The 19,813-nt window shown below is 69.1% G+C and carries 16 protein-coding genes; 5 read left to right on the forward strand and 11 right to left on the reverse strand.

Annotated elements, in window-relative coordinates:
- Positions 1-12 precede the first annotated feature (12 nt).
- From J7357_RS13650 to J7357_RS13665, 4 genes are all read right to left on the reverse strand, one after another.
- The gene (locus tag J7357_RS13650) at positions 13-795 is read right to left on the reverse strand and encodes a TorF family putative porin (protein WP_209247231.1); all 783 of its coding nucleotides are present in this window, start codon (positions 793-795) and stop codon (positions 13-15) included.
- Positions 792-3,335 carry a methyl-accepting chemotaxis protein gene (locus J7357_RS21515; protein ID WP_209247233.1) on the reverse strand — a complete coding sequence of 848 codons (2,544 nt, stop codon included), beginning with the start codon at positions 3,333-3,335 and terminating at the stop codon, positions 792-794. The genes J7357_RS13650 and J7357_RS21515 overlap by 4 nt, the downstream gene beginning before the upstream one ends.
- Positions 3,336-3,840: 505 nt before the next feature.
- Positions 3,841-4,398: a DUF3228 family protein gene (locus J7357_RS13660; RefSeq protein WP_209247235.1), complete on the reverse strand. Its 558-nt coding sequence runs from the start codon at positions 4,396-4,398 to the stop codon at positions 3,841-3,843.
- A gap of 174 nt (positions 4,399-4,572) precedes the next feature.
- Complete coding sequence (locus J7357_RS13665; RefSeq protein WP_209247237.1) at positions 4,573-5,493, reverse strand: M14 family metallocarboxypeptidase; 921 nt, start codon at positions 5,491-5,493, stop codon at positions 4,573-4,575.
- 333 nt (positions 5,494-5,826) lie between these two features.
- Between J7357_RS13665 and J7357_RS13670 the strand changes: the two genes are divergently transcribed.
- The 3 genes from J7357_RS13670 to J7357_RS13680 all read left to right on the forward strand — a co-directional run bounded on the left by J7357_RS13670 (position 5,827) and on the right by J7357_RS13680 (position 8,994).
- Positions 5,827-7,197, forward strand: coding sequence for an alpha-amylase family protein (locus J7357_RS13670; RefSeq protein ID WP_209247306.1), 1,371 nt, complete (start codon positions 5,827-5,829; stop codon positions 7,195-7,197).
- Between the two features lie 177 nt (positions 7,198-7,374).
- The gene (gene metF, locus J7357_RS13675) at positions 7,375-8,211 is read left to right on the forward strand and encodes a methylenetetrahydrofolate reductase [NAD(P)H] (protein ID WP_209247238.1); all 837 of its coding nucleotides are present in this window, start codon (positions 7,375-7,377) and stop codon (positions 8,209-8,211) included.
- 165 nt (positions 8,212-8,376) lie between these two features.
- Positions 8,377-8,994, forward strand: a complete 618-nt coding sequence (locus J7357_RS13680; protein WP_209247240.1) for a DUF4124 domain-containing protein — start codon at positions 8,377-8,379, stop codon at positions 8,992-8,994.
- Positions 8,995-9,157: 163 nt separating this feature from the next.
- Here the strand turns inward: J7357_RS13680 and J7357_RS13685 are convergent, their stop codons facing one another.
- The 3 genes from J7357_RS13685 to J7357_RS13695 form a co-directional block, all read right to left on the reverse strand.
- Entirely contained in the window at positions 9,158-10,120 is a 963-nt protein-coding gene (locus J7357_RS13685; protein WP_209247242.1) for a Nudix family hydrolase, read from the reverse strand.
- A gap of 198 nt (positions 10,121-10,318) precedes the next feature.
- Positions 10,319-10,693 carry a VOC family protein gene (locus J7357_RS13690; protein WP_209247244.1) on the reverse strand — a complete coding sequence of 125 codons (375 nt, stop codon included), beginning with the start codon at positions 10,691-10,693 and terminating at the stop codon, positions 10,319-10,321.
- A 167-nt stretch (positions 10,694-10,860) separates the two neighbouring features.
- On the reverse strand, positions 10,861-11,415 hold the full coding sequence (locus J7357_RS13695) for a TetR family transcriptional regulator (RefSeq protein WP_209247246.1): 555 nt from the start codon (positions 11,413-11,415) through the stop codon (positions 10,861-10,863).
- A 103-nt stretch (positions 11,416-11,518) separates the two neighbouring features.
- Here J7357_RS13695 and J7357_RS13700 point away from each other — a divergent pair, with 103 nt between their 5' ends.
- Positions 11,519-12,706, forward strand: coding sequence for an FAD-dependent monooxygenase (locus tag J7357_RS13700; protein WP_209247248.1), 1,188 nt, complete (start codon positions 11,519-11,521; stop codon positions 12,704-12,706).
- A 117-nt stretch (positions 12,707-12,823) separates the two neighbouring features.
- Here the strand turns inward: J7357_RS13700 and secA are convergent, their stop codons facing one another.
- Positions 12,824-15,565, reverse strand: a complete 2,742-nt coding sequence (gene secA / locus J7357_RS13705) for a preprotein translocase subunit SecA (protein WP_209247250.1) — start codon at positions 15,563-15,565, stop codon at positions 12,824-12,826.
- Positions 15,566-15,729: 164 nt separating this feature from the next.
- Positions 15,730-16,677, reverse strand: coding sequence for a M23 family metallopeptidase (locus J7357_RS13710; protein WP_209247252.1), 948 nt, complete (start codon positions 16,675-16,677; stop codon positions 15,730-15,732).
- A gap of 10 nt (positions 16,678-16,687) precedes the next feature.
- Between J7357_RS13710 and J7357_RS13715 the strand changes: the two genes are divergently transcribed.
- Entirely contained in the window at positions 16,688-17,164 is a 477-nt protein-coding gene (locus J7357_RS13715; protein WP_010340118.1) for a DUF721 domain-containing protein, read from the forward strand.
- Between the two features lie 145 nt (positions 17,165-17,309).
- On the opposite strand, the gene lpxC is transcribed toward J7357_RS13715, so the two are convergent.
- Positions 17,310-18,224: a UDP-3-O-acyl-N-acetylglucosamine deacetylase gene (lpxC, locus tag J7357_RS13720; RefSeq protein WP_209247254.1), complete on the reverse strand. Its 915-nt coding sequence runs from the start codon at positions 18,222-18,224 to the stop codon at positions 17,310-17,312.
- 252 nt (positions 18,225-18,476) lie between these two features.
- Entirely contained in the window at positions 18,477-19,703 is a 1,227-nt protein-coding gene (gene ftsZ, locus J7357_RS13725) for a cell division protein FtsZ (protein ID WP_017909650.1), read from the reverse strand.
- Between the last annotated feature and the right edge of the window lie 110 nt (positions 19,704-19,813).

Consider the following 19,813-nt stretch of genomic DNA (forward strand, 5'->3'; position numbering starts at 1 on the left):
GCGCGCGTCCGGCTACAGCGAAAAACTGCGCTTGATGGTGAACGACCAGGCGCCATCGATCGGATTGGAGACATGCACCCGGCCCTCGCCGTCCGCCACGCCGGTGGTATAGCGACGATAGACGCCGGCGCTGTTCCAGGCCCGTGCGTAGCCCAGGGCGAATTCGGTGCCGCGCCAGGTGCGGCTCACACCGAGACGCGCATCGGTCCAGCCGTAGTCGGCGAAGTTGCGCACGTGCTGGTGGCCCGCGTGCACGCTGGCCTGCCAGTCCGATGCCAGCGGCAGCGTGGCGTCCACTGCCAGATAGCCGGAGCCGCGCGAGTGCCGGCCCTGGCCGACACCCAGCGCGGCGCTGTTGTAGCCGAAGTAGTCGCGCGTCCAGGTGCTGGCGTAGGACAGTTCCAACGTGCGCCAATGCCCGGCGACGATGGCCTCACCGTAGTCGTAGCGCGTGCCGCTGGCGCTCATGCGTGCGCCGGGATAGGCATAGTGGTAGACGCCGGCACGCCAGCCCCAGTCGCCGCGGCTGGCCGCGTAGCCGGCGTACACGTCCCACTCCACGTGCCCGCCTTCGATGAAGTACGGGCTCACCCCGGACGCCCAGGTGCCGGCATACCAGCCGCTGTCCGCGGCCACGTCCAGCCCGCCCTGCGGCACCGGCCGGCCCCAGCTCTGCTCGAATCCGCGCGAGACGTAGTTCGAGGTCGCGGCCAGGTTGGCGCTGGCGGTGCCGGCCCAGGTCGGTGCGGCGACGCCCAGCGCCAGCAGCAGCACCATCGTGCGCACGGCCCTCACGAGACCCGCTCCAGCCGCGTGCGGACCGGTGCGGCCAGGCGGCTCGATGCAGGCGCGGCGAGCTTGAACAGGGCCACCGCGCGCTGCAGTTCCCCGGCCTGATCCTCCATCGCCCGCGCCGCCGCGGTGGCTTCCTCGACCAGCGCGGCGTTCTGCTGGGTCACCTCGTCCATCTGCACGATGGTCTTGCCCACCTGTTCGATGCCGGCGCTCTGTTCCTGCGAGGCGGCGGCGATCTCGCTCATGATGTCGGTGACCTGGCGCACGCTGGCCACCACCTCGCGCATGGTGTCGCCGGCGCCGTTGACCAGCGCGGTGCCATCATCGATCTTGCCGACCGAGGCGTCGATCAGGCCCTTGATCTCGTGTGCCGCGGTCGCCGAGCGCTGTGCCAGCGCGCGCACTTCGCTCGCCACCACCGCGAAACCGCGGCCCTGCTCGCCGGCACGCGCCGCCTCCACCGCGGCATTGAGCGCCAGGATGTTGGTCTGAAAGGCGATGCCGTCGATGACGCCGATGATCTCGGCCATCTTCTTCGACGCTTCGGCGATGCCGGTCATGGTCTCCACAACCTGCTCGACCACCGCACCGCCGCGCGAGGCCACGCCGGCCGTGTCCTGCGCCAGGCGATTGGCCTGGTGCGCATGCGCGGCGTTCTGCTTCACCGTGGAGGTCAGCTCCTCCATCGACGCGGCGGTCTCTTCCAGGTTGGCCGCCTGCTGCTCGGTACGCCGCGACAGGTCGTCGTTGCCGGCAGCGATCTCGCTGGCGGCGGTGTTGATCGCGGTGGTGGCGTGCTGGATGCGGCCGACGATGCCGGTCAACTGCTCCACGGTGGCATTGGCGTCGTCGCGCATCTGCGCGAACACGCCATGGAATTCGCCGTGCATGCGCGCAGTGAGGTCGCCCTGGGCCACGGCACGCAGCAGCGCCGACAAGGCCGAGAGGTTGCCCTCGGTCAGCTCCATCAGCCGGTTCAACCCGACCACCATGCCGCGGAAGTCGTACTGGAAGCGCTCGGCGTCGCCGCGCCGGGAGAAATCGCCCGAGGCCGCGGCCTGCGCCAGTTCGGTGATGGCCTGGTTGATCGCCTGCAGGCTGCGCTTGGTGGTGCGCATCGCCTCGGTGATCGCCGCCTTCTCGCCGGGCAGCGCTTCCATGTCCACCTGCATGTTGCCGATCGCGTACTGCGACATCACCTCGACCAGGCGCCGCTGCACGTCCACGTGCGCGGCGACCAGCGCGTTGGTGCCGTGGACCATGCGCCCGTACTCACCGGGGAAACGCGCAGCGTCCATCCGGTAGCTCATCTCGCCCGCGTCATGGCGCTGCGCCATCTCCGCCTGCGCCTGCATCACCGCCTGCAGCTGCGTCTGCATGCTGCCCATCGCGTCCAGCAACTGGCCCAGTTCGTCGTCGCGACGATGCCGGACCTGGCTGTCCAGGCGTCCGGCGGCGACCGCCGAGGACACCCGCACCGCCTCGGCCAGCGGGTCGAGCACCTGCCGGCGCAGCAGCAGGTACAGCGCGCCGCTCAGCAACAGCGCCGAGAGCAGGCCGACCGCGGCGATCGTCCACAGCAACGCGCGCGCCTTGGCCATCACCAGCGCGTACGGCACCGAGATGCCCAGTGCGAACGCCTGCGGCGCATCGCCGATCTTCAGCGGCACGAACACGTTCAACGCATCCTCGCCGTCGGCACGGCGATGGTCGAACACCACCTGGCCCTTGGCCACCCGCGCGAGCATGTCCCTGGACCAGGCGTCGTTACGGGTCTTGCCGACCTGCTGCGGATCGCGGCTGGCCATCACCATGCCCAACGGCGACAGCAGGCTGGCATGGCCCTCGCCCATCGGCCGCAGCGCGGCGATGCGCTGCTGCAGGGTATCGAGAGTGAAGTCGACGGTGACCACGCCCAGGAAGCGGCCGTTCTCCAGGATCGGCGTGGCCAGCGTGGTCATCAGCGTGTCCTTGCCGGCCACCGGGTAGTAGTAGGGCTCGATCACCACCGGCTTGTGCGTGTTGCGCGCCAGCAGGTACCAGTCGCCGTCGCCCGGCTTCTCGTAGTCGCGCAGCGCCTCGCGCACCAGCTGGCCGTTCTGCCGCGACCACCAGGTCATGTAGCGGCCGGTGGCGTCGTGGCCCTCGGCACCGACGAAGCCCTTGTCGTTGCCGTCGAACGCGTCCGGCTCCCACATGGTGCTGGTGCCCAGCCACTGCGGATGCGCATCGAGCTGGCTGCGCAGCACCGCAGTGGCGGTGGCACGCGACAGACCGCCGGCGCCATGCTGCACGCGGAAGCTGTTGGCCAGCGCCTCGCTGGCGTCGAAGGCCACGCCGATCTCGCGCGACACGCGTTGCGCTTCCAGTTGCGCCAGGTTCTCGATGCTGGTGCGCGAGGTCGACAGCAATGCATCGCTGCTGCGCCAGTAGATGATCATCGCGGTCAGGCCGAAGCAGGCCAGCGCGAGCAGGCCGGTGCCCAGCATCAGACGTTTGGCGACGCTGCCGCGACGGCGGTGCGGCGACGGAGTGGACATGACGACTTCCTTGATAGGGGGAGGGAATGCGGTCGTGGGGAACGCGTCATGCGGCAGGCCGCTGCGGCGCGGCGCGAGCGCGCCGCGTCCGTTGCCGATGACCTGCCCGAGACGCATTCCCCATCGGGTCGCGACGCGCCGCCGGACCTTGCGTCCTGGCGCTGCTGCATGGCGGCCCACCCCTGGCTATCGTCCCGCCATCGACAAACTTGATGGGTATCCCGCGTGATACCGATGAACGGACATGGGTTCGCGGTGAAAACGCGCGGCAGCGCGCAGTTTCCTGCCGCATTTGTGCGCCAGTGAACAACTGCGTGCACGGATGCAGCAAAGCGTGCCGGCAGCGGCGGCTTGCAGAAATGCGGGAAAACCGATGTGCAGATGCGCGACCGACTCCGGTGCGATCACGCCCATGCACGGTGACGTGGGCGCATGCATCGCCATCGCACGCAACGCGCTACGTGCTCGGCCAGGTCACCGCACGCAGACCGCGTACGGGCAGCGCTTACGGCCGCCAGTTGGCGTTGTGCTCCCAGAACGCCACGCTGCGCCGGTAGGCATCGCGATCCAGCGGCACGCCGGAGCCGCCCTCCTCCACGCCCAGCGCATTGCGCAGCATGGTGATCGGCGCCATCGGGATCTCCTGCGGCTCGGCGGTGTACAGGCAACCCACCACGCCCCAGTCGGCGTCGATCGGCGCGCCCTCGTGGGCGAGCTGTTCGCGGCTGTAGAGGATCGGCAGCAGGTAGGCGGCCACCGGCGGCTCGACGCCTTCGAACCAGCGCACCAGCACAGGGAGTTCTTCGCGGCTGCGCGCCTCATAGCCGGAACGCAGCAGGCGCCGGTTGGCATCGGTGATCGGCACCGTCAGGCAGCGTGTCGAGGTCCAGTTGCGGTGCACGTGCAATTTGCAGAACGGCGCATAGCCGTCGAGCACCTGCAGCGGCGCGTTGGCATTGAGATGCTGCTCGAACTGCTCCGGCGTGCAGTCCTGGATCGCATTGCGACGTCCGTCGCGCGGGAACAGGCGGGTGCGGGCGAACGGCGTGAGGACGATGGACATGGCATGCATGGCGAATGGGGGCGGACAAGCGTAGCGCGCGGCAGGGTCGGTGCCCACCGCGGCCAGCGCCTCCGCGTGGTCGCACGCCCATGTAGGAGCGGCTTCAGCCGCGATGCCTTACCGGTAACCCATCGCTGCAGCCGCTCCTACGGATACTGCACACCATGCCTGCGACTACGGATGCGCCAACGCGTAGTCGATCGCCGCGCGCACCGCCGCCACCTGCGCGGCGTTGCACTGCTCCGGCGTGGCGCTGGCGCTGTCCGGGTAGACCTCGGTGGTGGTGGTGTAGCGCGCATCGGTGATGCCCGCACACAGGCCCAGCCGTTTCACCGGATAGTTGATGACTCCCGGCGCCGCCAGCGGCGTGCCGATCAGTTCGCCGGCGGCGTCGGCCGGCGCGATATGGGTGACCTGCGCCACCGCGGCCAGCACCGCCTGCTGGAACGCCGGCTGCGGGTTCTCGCTGTCGCCGACCAAGTAGAAGCCATCGGGGATGCCGCCCGGCGCATAGTCGACGCCGTCGCGCGCGGCCAGCGCCGGGCGGAACTCGGACTCGTCGCTGTCGGTGGTCTCATGCAGATCGATATGCATGCGAATGTGCTCGCGCAACGGCGCGACCAGACGCAGCAGCGCCGCCGATTCCTGCGCCGGGCTGTCGGCGCGGAACGAACGGTTGGGATCGACCGCATCGGCGTTCCAGCGGTGGATGCGCTCGTACGCCCAGGGGCTCACGCACGGCGCCAGCAGCACGTTGGCGCGGCCGGCGTAGTCCTCGGCATGCTGCTGCGCGAACTGCAGCGCACCGTGCACGCCGCTGGTCTCGTAGCCGTGCACGCCACCGGTGACCAGCATGCACGGCAGCGCCTCGTTCCAATCGCGGCTGCGCAGCGCCAGCAACGGATAGCGCTCCTGCGCGTACGCCAGTTCGCCGTACTCGACCAGTTCCCACGGCCCGCGCAGGCGCTCGATGGCCGTGACCACCTCGTCCTGGTAGCTGCGCCGGCGCGGCTGCCCGGCCAGCCACACCGCCTTCTCGGCAGTGCCCCAGGGCACGCCGGGGGTTCCGATCGGATAGAAGGCTGCGCTGGTCATGATGCGGCTCCGCGTCGACAGGTGAGGGCGGCGACTGTAGCAAAGCGCAGGGGCCGCGATGCGCTATGTGCCACGAACACCGCGCTAGCGGTACCTCCTTGCGGAAGCGGATGCCGATCCCGCTTTCGCGCGCTGTCGCCATGAATACGTATGTAGCGCGCGCATGTTGCGCCGCGATGCGCGCTTAGCATCCTCCCGCCGCACGCCAGCCCCGCGGCGAGGTCATGCCCCTGTCCTGCAGGCGCCCCGCCTGCGCCCACGCAACGAGGAGATCGAACGATGCGCGTCCCATCCGCTGCAAATCGTCTGCTGCGCCTGCACCGCTGGCGCAGCCTGCTGGTCGGCCTGCTGCTGCTCCTGGCCACCGCCAGCGCCCAGGCCGACGTCATCCTGCATGCGTTCAATTGGCCCTACGCCACCGTCGAAGCGCGTGCCGCGCAGATCGCCGCCGCCGGCTACCGCAAGGTGCTGGTGGCGCCGGCCTACCGCTCGCAGGGCGACGCCTGGTGGGCGCGCTACCAGCCGCAGGACATGCGCCTGATCGACAACCCGCTCGGCGACACCGACGCCTTCGCCAGCATGGTGCAGGCGCTGAAGGCCGTGGGCGTGGAGACCTATGCCGACGTGGTGCTCAACCACATGGCCAACGAAGCGGCCACGCGCTCGGACCTGAACTACCCGGGCAGCGCGGTGCTGGGCCAGTACGCCGCCAATCCGCAGCGCTATGCCGCGCTGCGGTTGTTCGGCGACCTCTCGCAGAATTTCCTCAGCGCCAGCGATTTCGGCCCGGCGCAGTGCATCACCAACTACAACGACCCTTACCAGGTGCGCACCTACCGCATCTGCGGCGGCGGCAACGATCCCGGCCTGCCGGATCTGGTCGGCAACGACTGGGTGGTGCAGCAGCAGCGCAACTACCTGTTGGCGCTGAAGGCGCTGGGCGTCACCGGTTTCCGCATCGATGCCGCCAAGCACATGACCTTCGACCATCTGAACAAGGTGCTCGATGCGCAGGTGCGCTCCGGGGTGATGGTGTTCGGCGAGGTGATCACCGGCGGCGGCAGCGGCAATTCCGACTACGACCAGTTCCTGGCGCCGTACCTGCAGGCCACGCCGCACGCGGCCTACGACTTCCCGCTGTTCAACTCGGTGCGCAACGCTTTCGCCTACGGCGGCAGCATGGATGTGCTGGTGGATCCGGGCGCCTACGGCCAGGCGCTGCCCGGCGCGCGCGCAGTGACCTTCGCCATCACCCACGACATCCCCAACAACGCCGGCTTCCGCTACGCGATCATGGACCCGGTCGACGAAACCCTGGCCTACGCCTACCTGCTCGGCCGCGACGGCGGCGTGCCGATGGTGTACTCGGACAACAACGAGAGCGGCGACAACCGCTGGGTCAACGCCTACCAGCGCGACGACCTCAAGCGCATGGTCGGTTTCCACAACGCCGCGCAGGGCCGCGACATGCAGGTGCTGGCGCACGGCGACTGCTACCTGCTGTTCCGCCGCGGCGACCTGGGCATCGTCGGCATCAACAAGTGCGGCACCACCGTCACCGCCGCCGTGCCGATGAACGGCAGCGTGCTGCGCTGGAACGTCGACTACACCGATGCGCTGGGCTCGGGCAGCGTGGTGCGCATTTCCAGCGGCAGCTACACCTTCAGCCTGCCGCCGCGGCAGGCGCGGATGTGGAAGCGCTGAGCGTCCGCATCCAGCCGGCGCGCCCATGTGGGCGCGTCGGCGTCGTAACGACCTGGCCCGCGTGGTCCCGCGGCTCCGGCGCGGCGCCGGCCGTTCCGTTCCGGCGGCCCGGTCTTTTCTTGCACATCCATCCGGATGAAGAGATATACTGATCGCACCGCCCGCTGCGTTGCGCCCATGACCGCCATCAGCTTCGAGTTCTATCCGCCCAAGACCGACGAACAGCGCGCGCAGCTCGACCGCACCGCCGCGCGGCTGAAGGCCTACGCGCCGGAGTACGTGTCCTGCACCTTCGGCGCTGGCGGCTCGACCCTCAGCTACACCTCCGAGACCGTGCGCCACCTCAAGCAGCATCACCGCTTCGAGGCCGCACCGCACCTGTCCTGCGTGGGCGGCAGCCGCGAGGAGATCCGCGAACTGCTCAAGCTGTACCGTGCCATCGGCTGCCGGCGCCTGGTCGCGCTGCGCGGCGACCTGCCCTCCGGCATGGGCCACCCCGGCGACCTGCGCTATGCCGCCGACCTGATCGCCTTCATCCGCGCCGAGCACGGCGACGCCTTCCACCTGGAAGTGGGCGCCTATCCGGAAACGCACCCGCAGGCCCACGACGCGCTCAGCGACCTGCGCCACTTCAAGGCCAAGGTCGACGCCGGCGCCGATTCCGCCATCACCCAGTATTTCTACAACGCCGACGCCTACTTCCACTTCGTCGACGCGGTGCGCAAGCTCGGCGTACAGATCCCGATCGTGCCGGGCATCATGCCGATCTCCAACTTCAGCCAGCTGCGACGTTTTTCCGAGCAGTGCGGCGCGGAAATCCCGCGCTGGATCGGCAAGCGCATGCAGGCCTACGGCGACGATGCCGAAGCCATCCGCGAGTTCGGCGCCGACGTGGTCGCCGCGCTGTGCCAGCGCCTGATCGACGGCGGCGCGCCGGCGCTGCATTTCTATACGCTCAACCTGGCCAAGCCGACCACCAGCGTCCTGGCACGTCTGCCCTCAGCCGTCGGCTGAGTGTCGCGGCCGCTGGCCGAACGCTGGGATTGGGGATTCGGGATTGGAGATTGGTAACAGCGGCGCGCGGCCTCGCTTTGGCGAATCCCCAATCCCCAATCCCGAATCCCAGCGCTCGTAAGGCATTCGCTCCGCGGTCACGCCGGCTGCGGCTACCCTGCGGCGATGCGCGCCCTTCCGCCGATCCTGCTGCTGTTGTGCCTGTGCGTCTTCGCCACGCCGGCGATGGCGCAGCGGGTGAACCGTTGCACCGGCCCCGACGGCACCACCGTGTTCAGCGATCGCCGCTGCGAGGACGTCGGCGCGATCGACCGCTTGCCGCCACCGGCCGCGCCCGGCAACGTCGCCAGCAACGCCCGTGGCCTGGCGCCGCCGCAGTGCGTGCGCCGGCTCAGTGTGCTGGTCCAGCAGATCCGCAGCGCCGTGGATGCCCGCGACGTCAATCGGCTATCGGCGCTGTACTGGTGGAACGGCGTTTCCGACGACGGCGCGCAACGTATCTTCGACCGGCTGGAGGCGATCGTGCGCCGCCCCCTGGTCGCGATCGTGCCGGTGCTGCCGGACAGCAGCGCGACCACCGACGCTGCAGCTGTCACGTCGTCGACAGCCGCATCCGCGGCAACGGCCACGTCGGCCGCGAGGGATGCCGACGGTGGCGAGGCGCCATCGCGCCCGCATCCGACCGGCCTGCGCCTGCAGCAGACCCTTGCCGGCAGCATCACCCCGGCCTCCACCGTGCTGGACCTGCGCCGGCAGTACGACTGCTTCTGGATCAGTTTTTGAGAAACCGGGAATGGGGAATAGGGATTGGGGAATCGCGACAGCGGCTCCCTGTGTGCGCACCGCATCATCTGTAGGAGCGGCTTCAGCCGCGATCGGGCCGTCTCGGTGGCTGCACGGTCGCGGCTGAAGCCGCTCCTACGGGAAGCGGTTGCTGTCGCCGCACTCACGCCACATCGGCCGCCAGCGGCCACAGGCCGCGGATCGCGGCGATGCCCTGGCCGCCGTGGCGGCGCGCTTCGGCCACCTGGCTCGGCAGCAGGCCGCCGATCGGGTAGATCGGCAGGGCGACCTGCTCGCGCAGGTGTTCGAACGCCTCCCAGCCCAGCGGGGCGGCGCCAGGATGGCTGGCGGTGGCCGCCAGCGGCCCGACCACCGCGAAATCGCAACCGAGGTGCTGCGCCATCTGCAACTCTTCGAGCGTGTGGCAGGACGCCGCCACGGGCTGTCCGGCCGGCAGCGGACGCGCCTGCCACTGCGGCAGCTGCTCCGCGCCCAGATGCACGCCTACGCCCAGATCCTGCGCCAGCGCCACGTCGCGGTTGACCAGCACCTGCGCGCCACGCGTCGTGCACAGCGCTGCCGCGGCCCGCGCCAGCGGCAGCCACTGCTCGGCCGGCACGCCACGCGCGCGCAACTGCACGCGGCGCACGCCAGCGTCCAGCGCGCGCTGCAGCGCCGCCAACCAGGGACCCGGCTCAGCAGGCTCCGGCGTCACCAGGTAGCAGGCGGGCTGGCGCAGCATCGCCACCACCGGCTGGTCGGCCGGGGGCATCGCGTAGCGGCCCAGCTTGTCGGCGCTCACCCAGGTCAGCGCCTGGCCTTCGCGGCCGCGCGGCGTGCCCTTCCACGCCGATACCTGGCGCACTTCCAGGCGCAGGCGCTTGTCCGGATAGCGCTGCGGCACTTCCATCAGCCACTCGCCGACCACCGCATCGATGCCCAGTTCCTCCTGCAGTTCGCGCACCAGCGCCTGCTCCGAGGTCTCGCCGGGCTCGCGCTTGCCGCCGGGGAATTCCCACAGGCCGGCCAGGTCGCGACCCTCGGTACGGCGGGTCAGCAGGATACGGCCGCGCGCATCGGTGATGACGCCGGCGACGACATGAATGGATCTGAGCGGTTCGGACATGGCGCAAGCTTGCCGTTTCAGGCAGCGCCAACGCAATCAACCGGGTTCACATCGGCGGCGATCGGCATGTAAGCGGCGCCAATGCAATCCGGAAACCCAGCGCTGCGCGTCGGCGTGCGCTGCGGGCCGGGCTGCCACGCCAAGGCAAGATCATGCGCAGACTGGCCCGCCAGGCTGCGGACATCCAGCGCGCACCGCTCAGGCATCCAGGCCGTGGCCGATCCGCCACAGCACGCCGCCGGGATCGTGCAAGGTGAAATCGCGCATGCCCCAGGGCCGGTCCTCGGGCTCGCCCAGGCGCGCGCCGTAGCGGCCAGCCACGTCGGCCGCCTGCAGCCGCCGCCACCACGCATCGGCGTCCTCCACCCACAGGTGCAGCACGAGGTTGTGCGCCAGGCCCGCGTGGTAGAAATCCTGCAGCAGGAACGCGCAACGGTCGCCATGGCGGAAGCAGATCAGGCCGTCGCCGAGCGGCTCGGGCGCGAAGCCTACCTCCGCATAGAACTGCGCCGACAGCGCGAAATCCTGCGCCGGCACGAAGACCTTCAGTTCCCGGCTGGGAGAGGCATCCAAGGTGATTTCTCCAAGGTGTTCGAGCGATCCATGACCGAGCATGCCACGTCGCGACGGCGCATACGCCAGCAAGAGCGCGCGCGCGACGCTCTGTCCATGCCCACGCCATCCGGCCACCCGCGCGCGACCACCATCGTACGGCCGGGCTTGGCAAACGCGCCCAGCCCTTACAGAGGCTGCGTCAGATAGCGCTGCAGCGTCTCTCCCAACACCCGCACTGCGCGCGGCCGGGTCAGGCCCCTGGCTGGAAATTCCAGCACATAGCGCACCAGGGCGAAGCCCAGCATCTGCGAGGCGATCAGCGCGGCGCGCGTCTCCGCTGCCGCGCCCGGCCCGAGGTAACGCCGTACCGCGGTGCGCAGCTGCCTCTCGAAGATCTCCGTGATCCGCGCCTTCGCATCGGCGTGGCTCACCGCCGCGCGCAGCAAGGCCACCAGCTGATGGCCCGACGGTGCGTCCTCCCAGACCGCGAAGAAATGCACCGCCAGGCGCTCGCCCACGTCCCCGGCCGGGAGGTCGCGCAGATCCGGCAGGCGCAGGTCGAACTCCACCGCGGCCAGGAACAACTGCTCCTTGCTGCCGTAGTAGCGGATCACCAGCGCGACATTGGCCTGCGCCTGCGCGGCGATCTGGCGCACCGTGGTGCCGTCGTAGCCGTGCAACGCGAACAGCGCGCGCGCCGATTCGAGAATGCGGTCCTTGGTTGCCTGCGAACGGGTCACGGATGCGTCTGTGCAGGGCACAGGTGCGGCCCTTGTAAACAGAAGTTTACTCCACCCCGGAAACGGAGCAGGATGTAAACACACGCTTACCCGGGAAGATGCGATGAACGCGAACTGCGACACGCGATCGACGGAGGTCCTGATCGTGGGTGCCGGCCCCAGCGGACTGGCGCTGCGCCTGGCGCTGGACCGGCTCGGGATCGCCTCGCTGCTGGTCGACCGGCATCCGGCCGGGCTGAACACCTCGCGCGCGGCGGTGATCCATGCGCGCACCCTGGAGGTGCTGGAACCGCTGGGCGTGGTGCCGCGCCTGCTCGCGGCGGGCGTACGCACCACCATCTTCCGCGTGCGCGACGGCGACCGGGTGCTGCTGCAGATCGGCTTCGACGACCTGCCCTCGGCGCACCGCTATGCGCTGATGTGCCCGCAGAACGCGACCGAAGCGATCCTCGCCGACGCCCTGGAGCCGGACTCGGCCACGGTGTGGCGGCCCGCGCGCCTGCTCTCGTTCGCAGAGTCAGCAGACGGCATCAGCGCCGACCTGGAACTGCCGCAGCAGCGCCGGCGGCAGGTGCATGCGCGCTGGATCGTCGGTTGCGACGGGGCGCACAGCGCGGTGCGGCAGGGCGCCGGGATCGCGTTCGAGGGCGGTGACTACGCGGAAACGTTCGTGTTAGCCGATGTGCGCATGGCCTGGCCGCTGCCGCGCGACGAAGTCAGCCTGTTCTTCTCGCCGCAGGGCCTGATGGTGGTGGCGCCGTTACCGGAACCCGACGGTACCGCGGGCGATCGCCACCGGATCGTGGCCACGGTGACGGACGCAATCGGGCCGCCGACGCTGGCGCAGGTGCAGGCCTTGCTCGATGCGCGCGGACCGCGCAGTGGGCGCGCGCGCGTCGACACACTGCTGTGGCGTTCGGACTTCCATCTGCAGCACCGGGTGGCCGCGCAGATGCGCCGGGGGCGGGTCCTGCTGTGCGGCGATGCGGCGCACGTGCACAGCCCCGCCGGTGGCCAGGGCATGAACACCGGCATCCAGGACGCGGTCGCCCTGGCGACAGCGCTGCAGCAGGCGCTACACCAGCACGACGACCAGGGCCTGGACGCCTGGGCGACCCGCCGCCGCCGCATCGCCCGCGGCGTGGTGCGCATGACCGACGCGATGACCCGCGCGGCCACCGCCACCGCGCCGGTGACGCGCACGGTCCGCAACGGCCTGCTTGGGCTGATCGATCATGCGCCGCTGATCCAACGCAGGCTGGCGGCGCGCCTGGCCGAACTGGGCAACTGAGCGGCTGATGGCCGCCGTCCCGCGCATCTGCGGGAGCAACGGAGCCGCGTCTTCACCCCTGAAGGGGGCCGGCCCGCAGCGGCGGCGCGCATGCGCCACCGTGCGGCCAGGCCAGGCTCAGCTCAGCTGGCCGTGGCAGTGCTTGTACTTCTTGCCGCTGCCGCAGGGGCACGGATCGTTGCGGCCGACCTTCGGCGCTTCGCGGGTCACCTGCGCCACGGTCGGCGCTCCCGCTTCGCCGCGTTGCACCTGCTCGGCTTCCTCGTCGGCGCCGTAGCCGCCTGCGTCCTGGTGCTGGAACTGCGCCTGGCGCAGTTGCGCCTCCATCTGCTGGCGCTCCTGCGCCTCCAGTGCCGCCACTTCCTCCTCGCTGCGGATGCGCACCCGCGCCAGCAGGGTCACCACTTCGCGCTTGGCGTGCTCCAGCATCTCCGAGAACAGCTCGAAGGCTTCCTTCTTGTATTCCTGCTTGGGCTGCTTCTGCGCGTAGCCGCGCAGGTGGATGCCCTGGCGCAGGTAGTCCATGCGCGCCAGGTGCTCCTTCCAGCTCTGGTCGAGCACGGTCAGCATCACGTGCTTCTCCAGCGCGCGCATGGTCTCGCTGCCGATCGCCGATTCCTTCTCGCGGAAATGGCGGTCCACTTCCTCGCGCACCTTCTCGACGATGCCGTCCGCGTCCAGTTCCTCGTGGCGCTTGACCAGGTCGCCGATCGACAGCGACAGGCCCAGCTCGCTGGCCAGCGTGGCTTCCAGGCCCGGCAGGTCCCACTGGTCGTCCACCGAGTTCGGCGGCACGAAGCGCGAGACGATGTCGTAGATCACGTCGTCGCGGATGCCGTCGACGTTCTCCTTCACCGACTCGGCGTCGAGCAGTTCGTCGCGCTGGGCGTAGATCACCTTGCGCTGGTCGTTGTTGACGTCGTCGAAGTCGAGCAGGTTCTTGCGGATGTCGAAGTTGTGCGCCTCGACCTTGCGCTGCGCCTTCTCGATCTGCCGGCTGACCAGCTTGTCCTCGATGACGTCGTCTTCCTTCATGCCCATCATGCGCATCGCCTTCTGCACCCAGTCCGAGGCGAAGATGCGCATCAGGTTGTCTTCCAGCGACAGGTAGAAGCGCGAGGAACCCGGGTCGCCCTGGCGGCCGGAACGGCCGCGCAGCTGGTTGTCGATACGCCGCGACTCGTGGCGCTCGGTGCCGATGATGTGCAGGCCGCCGGCGGCCTTGACCGCGTCGTGGCGCTCCTGCCAGGCCGCCTTCAGGCGCGCGCGCGTGGCCTCGTCCGGCTCCTCGCCCAGCGCATGCAGTTCGGCTTCCAGCGAGCCGCCGAGCACGATGTCGGTACCGCGGCCGGCCATGTTGGTGGCGATGGTCACCGCGCCCGGCTGGCCGGCGTTGGCGACGATCTGCGCTTCGCGCTCGTGCTGCTTGGCGTTGAGCACTTCGTGCTTCACGCCGGCCTTGCGCAGGTGCTCGGACAGCATCTCCGAGGTCTCGATCGAGGTGGTGCCGACCAGCACCGGCTGGCCGCGCTTGGCGCAGTCCTCGATGTCGGCCAGCACCGCGTTGAACTTGCCCTGGCGGTTGAGGAACACCTGATCCGGCCAGTCCTTGCGGATGGTCGGGCGGTTGGTCGGGATCACCACCACTTCCAGGCCGTAGATGCTCTGGAACTCGTAGGCTTCGGTATCGGCCGTACCGGTCATGCCGGACAGCTTCTTGTACATGCGGAACAGGTTCTGGAAGGTGATGCTGGCCAGCGTCTGGTTCTCGCGCTGCACCGGCACGCCTTCCTTCGCCTCCACCGCCTGGTGCAGGCCGTCGGACCAGCGCCGGCCCGGCAGGGTGCGGCCGGTGAACTCGTCGACGATCACCACCTCGCCGTCGCGCACGATGTAGTCGACGTCGCGCTGGTAGATCGCGTGCGCGCGCAGCGCCGCGTTGAGGTGGTGGACCACGCTCAGGTTCTGCGCGCCGTACAGGCGGTCTTCCTCGTCGGTGAGGATGCCGGCGGCGCGCAGCAGCTCTTCGGCGTGCTCCATGCCCGCTTCGGACAGGTGCACCTGCTTGCCCTTCTCGTCGACCCAGAAGTCGCCCTCGCCCTCTTCCGACTCCTGCTTGACCAGTTGCGGCACGATGCGGTTGACGCGGATGTACAGCTCCGGCGACTCGTCGGCCGGGCCGGAGATGATCAGCGGGGTGCGCGCTTCGTCGATCAGGATCGAGTCGACCTCGTCGACGATGGCGTAGTTGAGCCCGCGCTGGAAGCGGTCGGCCTTGGACAGCGCCATGTTGTCGCGCAGGTAGTCGAAGCCGAATTCGTTGTTGGTGCCGTAGGTGATGTCGGCGGCGTAGGCGGCATGCTTGTCGCTGTGCGGCATGCCCGGGTACACCACGCCCACGCTCAGGCCCAGCCAGTTGTACAGCTTGCCCATCTGCGCGGCGTCGCGGCGTGCCAGGTAGTCGTTGACGGTGACCACGTGCACGCCCTTGTCTTCCAGCGCGTTGAGGTACACCGGCAGCGTCGCGACCAGGGTCTTGCCCTCGCCGGTGCGCATTTCCGCGATCTTGCCCAGGTGCAGGACCATGCCGCCGATCAACTGCACGTCGTAGTGGCGCATGCCCAGCACGCGGCGGCTGGCCTCGCGGCACACCGCGAACGCTTCCGGCAGCACCTTGTCCAGGGTCTCGCCGCCGGCGATGCGCCCGCGCAGTTCCGGGGTCTTGGCCTGCAGCTGCGCGTCGGAGAGCTGCTCCATCTCCGGCTCCAGCGCATTGATCTTGGCGACGATACGGTGGAGCTGGCGCAGTTGGCGCTCGTTGCGGCTACCGAAAACGCGAGTAAGCAGACTGTTGATCATTGAAGGAACCGGTTGGAAAGGAACGCCTCGACGGCCCGATCCCCCAGGGAATCGACGGGCCGCAAACGAAACAGGGCGCGAGGCGCCCTGTCGATGGCAAAGCACATTGTAGCTTGGGGCGGCGCCCGGCGATTCAAGCGCCGGCACGCCAGCCCCCGCGGGGCTCAGCCGCGGCCGCGGCGGCCCACCGGAATGGCGCCCTCACCGAGGAACTTGGCCGGGTTCACCACCACCCCGTCCTTCCACACCTCGAAGTGCACGTGGGCGCCGGTGGAACGACCGGTGGAGCCGGCCTTGGCCACTTCCTGGCCGACCCGCACCAGGTCGCCGACCTTCACCGACAGCCGCGAATTGTGCGCGTAGCGGGTGACATAGCCATTGCCGTGGTCGACCTCGACCACGTTGCCGTAGCCGCCGCGCACGCCGGAGTAGCTGACCACGCCGTCGGCCACCGCCAGCACCGGGTCGCCGACGTTGGCGTGGAAGTCGATGCCCTTGTGGTTTCCGGTGCCGCGGCCGAACGGATCGGCGCGGCCGCCGAAGGCCGAGGTGATGTAGCTGTTGCGGATCGGCATCCGCGAAGGCACCGCGTTCTGGTCCAACTGGTGGTCGAACAGCAGCGATTCGAGCACCGACAACTGCTGGCCGGAGGTGGCGAACTGCTGCTGCAGCCCGTCCAGTTCCTTGCCGAGCTGCTGCGCGGGCATGTCGTGGCTGGGCTCGTCGTCGCCGCCACCGACGCCGACCGGCTGGTCGAAATCGAACTCGCCGTCCTGCAGCTTGCCCATGCGGGTCAGGCGATCGCCGAGCGCGTTGAGCCGGGTCGCCTGCGCCTGCAGTTCGCCCAGCCGCGCCGCCAGGGCGTTGACCTGGGTCTGCGCGTCGCGGCGCACCTGCGCCAGTTCCTGGTCCTGCCGCTCGAGCTTGGCGCGCAGTTGCGCCGAACCACCCCACCCGGCTGCAGCGCTGACGCCGATGCCGAGTACCATGCCGAGGCCGAGCACGGAACCGAGCGCGGCGAGGGGGCGGCGATCGGCGAAATCGCGCAATCGCCACGGTAACGTCTTGACCCCCTTTTCACTGGAACGGATTACGATCTTCTTGAACGTCATATGAGTTTTCATGTCTAAGCGAAAGTCCGGCGAAGGCCATACCGCCACGCCGCAGCCGGCACTGGACGCCGCACTGGCGGACAAGGCGGGCGACCCGTTGCGCCGCGCCCTGTGGCTCGACGCGCTGGACCGGCAGTTACGCCCCCATCTGCCGCCGAACCTGGCCTCCCGGTGCCGGTTGGCCAACGTGAACGGCGAACAGCTCGTTTTTCTCGTTGAGTCTCCGGTCTGGCACGCCCGGGTCAGGCTGGCCGAGGCCGACATCCTTGCTGCGGCCCGTTCCCTCGGGCTGAAAGCCACCAAAGTGACCGTCAAGACTGCGACTGCACCCGCGCATTCCCCAATGCAGCAGGCAAGAAGCACGCCGGCTCCGGTTTCTGCGGCCACGCACAAGGGTTTGCGCGAGGCCTTGGCTTCCCTGCAGGACGTCGTCTCCGCGACGCCTGATGCGACCACGGGCTCCGACCGTGGCCGTCGACGTACGTAGACACGCACGCCGCGACCGACGCATCCTAGCGGGCGTCGGGCATCAGGTCGTTACCGATTCGTTAAATCGGCGTTAAGGGGAGAAGAAGAAACGGTCGATTGCCGATTCCGTGATCCCCACCCGGCCGTCACCGGGTTGAACGGGTTCAGGCGTAAGCCGCCGCCCCGTAGGCCACCGGCGCCTGCTGCGCGGCGGATTCGAAGCTGACCCATTCCCACGCCGCCTGTTCGGCGAGCAGGGCGCGGACCAGCTTGTTGTTCAGTGCGTGGCCGGACTTGTAGCCCTCGTAGGCGCCGAGGATGGCACCGCCGGCCAGGTACAGGTCGCCGATCGCGTCGAGGATCTTGTGGCGCACGAACTCGTCGGCGTAGCGCAGGCCGTCGTCGTTGAGCACGCGGAACTCGTCGAGCACGATGGCGTTGTCCATCGAACCGCCCAGGCCGAGATTGCGCTCGCGCATGTACTCCAGGTCGCGCATGAAGCCGAAGGTGCGCGCGCGGGAGATTTCCTTGATGTAGGCCATCGTCGAGAACTCGATCTCCTGGCGCGACTGCTTGGCCGGGATCATCGGGTGGTCGAACTCGATGGTGAAACCGAGCTTGTAGCCGCCGTCGTACGGCACGAAACGGGCGATCTTGTCGCCGTCGCGCACTTCGACCTCGCGCTTGATGCGGATGAAGCGCTTGGCCTTGTCCTGCTCGACGATGCCCGCCGACTGCAGCAGGAACACGAACGGACCGGACGAGCCGTCCATGATCGGCAGTTCGGCCGAGGACAGTTCGACGATGGCGTTGTCCACGCCGAGGCCGGCCATCGCCGACATCAGGTGCTCCACCGTCTGGATCTTGGCCTGGCCGCGGCTCAGGCCGGTGCACAGCGTGGTCTCGGTGACCAGCTCGGCATCGGCAGGCACGTCCACCGCCGGATCCAGGTCCACGCGTCGGAACACGATGCCGTGGTCGGCCGGTGCGGGGCGCAGGGTCATGTAGACCTTGTCGCCGCTGTGCAAGCCCACGCCGGTGGCGCGGATCGTGTTCTTGAGGGTGCGTTGCTGGGTCATGGCAGACAGTCTGGGAACGTCTGTTCGCACGGGAACTGAACAGACAACGAGAATATCACGCGTTTAGCTAAATTTTAACAAAGCGGTCACAGCATCCCATGCTTGCAACACTGGCCCGTGCCGGCGTCGCGGTCGCAAAAACCTGCCGGGTCGCGGGGACCCGGCAGCAAGGGACACGGCGCGCCGGCCAGGGAGGCGCTCCTGGACGGCGGTGTTGCGGGCCGGCGCGCGCGCCGGCCGATGACGCAGACCTCAGTCGGCCTGGCGGCGCAGGAACGCCGGGATGTCCAGGTAGTCGCTCGGCAGGTCGGCCGCGGCCGGCGCCGGTGCGGACGGCGCTGCGCCCATGCCGTCGCCGCTCGGACGGCGCAGGCCCAGGCCCATCGCACCGCCGACCGCCTTGGACACGGCATCGCCGCCGTGCTCGAAGTCGCCGAACTCCGGCTGGCCGGTGGTGGCGTTGCGCACCAGCTTGATCGGCGCACGCTGCTCCGGACGCTGCGACTGGCGCGACACCGCACGGTTCAGGCCGGTGGCGACCACGGTCACGCGCACTTCGTCCTGCATGTCCGGATCCAGCACGGTGCCGACCACCACGGTGGCGTCCTCGGAAGAGAAGCCTTCGATGGTGCGGCCGATCTCGTCGAACTCGGCCATGGTGAAGTCCGGGCCGGCGGTGATGTTGACCAGGATGCCGTTGGCGCCGGCCAGGTTGACGTCGTCCAGCAGCGGGTTCTGGATCGCCGCTTCGGCGGCGGCCTGCGCGCGGTCGTCGCCGCGGGCCGAACCGGTGCCCATCATCGCCAGGCCCATTTCCGACATCACGGTGCGCACGTCGGCGAAGTCGACGTTGATCAGGCCCGGACGCACGATCAGGTCGGCGATGCCCTGCACCGCGCCCTGCAGCACGTCGTTGGCGGCGCGGAACGCCTGGATCATGGTGGCGTTGCGGCCGAGCACGGTGATCAGCTTTTCATTCGGAATGGTGATCAGCGAGTCGCAGTGCTGGCTCAGTTCCTCGATGCCCTTCAGCGCCACCTGCATGCGGCGGCGGCCTTCGAACGGGAACGGCTTGGTGACCACGGCCACGGTCAGGATGCCCATTTCCTTGGCCAGCTGCGCCACCACCGGCGCGGCGCCGGTACCGGTGCCGCCGCCCATGCCGGCGGTGATGAACACCATGTCCGCGCCCTGCAGCGCGTCCATGATGCGCTCGCGGTCTTCCAGCGCGGCCTGGCGGCCGACTTCCGGGTTCGCGCCCGCGCCCAGGCCCTTGGTGACGTTGGTGCCGAGCTGCAGCTGCAGCTTGGCGCCGCAGTTCTTGATCGCCTGCGAGTCGGTGTTGGCGGTGATGAACTCCACGCCGTCCACGCTGCTGCTGACCATGTGCGCGACCGCGTTGCCGCCGCCGCCGCCCACGCCGACCACCTTGATCACTGCATTGGGTGCCATCTTTTCAATCAGTTCGAAATGCGCCATGTCCGTTTCCTCTTTGAGCCGGGAATGGGGAATCGGGAATGGGGAATCGGATCGCTCCGTTCGCTGTCCCGACACCCGCATTTCGGCGAGTGTTGTTGTTTGGAAGCTGG

It is taken from the genome of Xanthomonas sp. D-109 (assembly GCF_017746095.1).
GTDB classification, from domain to species: Bacteria; Pseudomonadota; Gammaproteobacteria; order Xanthomonadales; family Xanthomonadaceae; genus Xanthomonas_A; species Xanthomonas_A sacchari.

What these genes read in the sequence shown, in the direction of transcription:
- J7357_RS21515 (WP_209247233.1), bottom strand. Translation starts at nt 3,335, where the DNA reads ATGTCCACTCCGTCGCCGCACCGCCGTCGCGGCAGCGTCGCCAAACGT.
- J7357_RS13660 (WP_209247235.1), bottom strand. Translation starts at nt 4,398, where the DNA reads ATGTCCATCGTCCTCACGCCGTTCGCCCGCACCCGCCTGTTCCCGCGC.
- J7357_RS13665 (WP_209247237.1), bottom strand. Translation starts at nt 5,493, where the DNA reads ATGACCAGCGCAGCCTTCTATCCGATCGGAACCCCCGGCGTGCCCTGG.
- metF (WP_209247238.1), top strand. Translation starts at nt 7,375, where the DNA reads ATGACCGCCATCAGCTTCGAGTTCTATCCGCCCAAGACCGACGAACAG.
- J7357_RS13680 (WP_209247240.1), top strand. Translation starts at nt 8,377, where the DNA reads ATGCGCGCCCTTCCGCCGATCCTGCTGCTGTTGTGCCTGTGCGTCTTC.
- J7357_RS13685 (WP_209247242.1), bottom strand. Translation starts at nt 10,120, where the DNA reads ATGTCCGAACCGCTCAGATCCATTCATGTCGTCGCCGGCGTCATCACC.
- J7357_RS13700 (WP_209247248.1), top strand. Translation starts at nt 11,519, where the DNA reads ATGAACGCGAACTGCGACACGCGATCGACGGAGGTCCTGATCGTGGGT.
- secA (WP_209247250.1), bottom strand. Translation starts at nt 15,565, where the DNA reads ATGATCAACAGTCTGCTTACTCGCGTTTTCGGTAGCCGCAACGAGCGC.
- J7357_RS13710 (WP_209247252.1), bottom strand. Translation starts at nt 16,677, where the DNA reads ATGACGTTCAAGAAGATCGTAATCCGTTCCAGTGAAAAGGGGGTCAAG.
- J7357_RS13715 (WP_010340118.1), top strand. Translation starts at nt 16,688, where the DNA reads ATGTCTAAGCGAAAGTCCGGCGAAGGCCATACCGCCACGCCGCAGCCG.
- lpxC (WP_209247254.1), bottom strand. Translation starts at nt 18,224, where the DNA reads ATGACCCAGCAACGCACCCTCAAGAACACGATCCGCGCCACCGGCGTG.
- ftsZ (WP_017909650.1), bottom strand. Translation starts at nt 19,703, where the DNA reads ATGGCGCATTTCGAACTGATTGAAAAGATGGCACCCAATGCAGTGATC.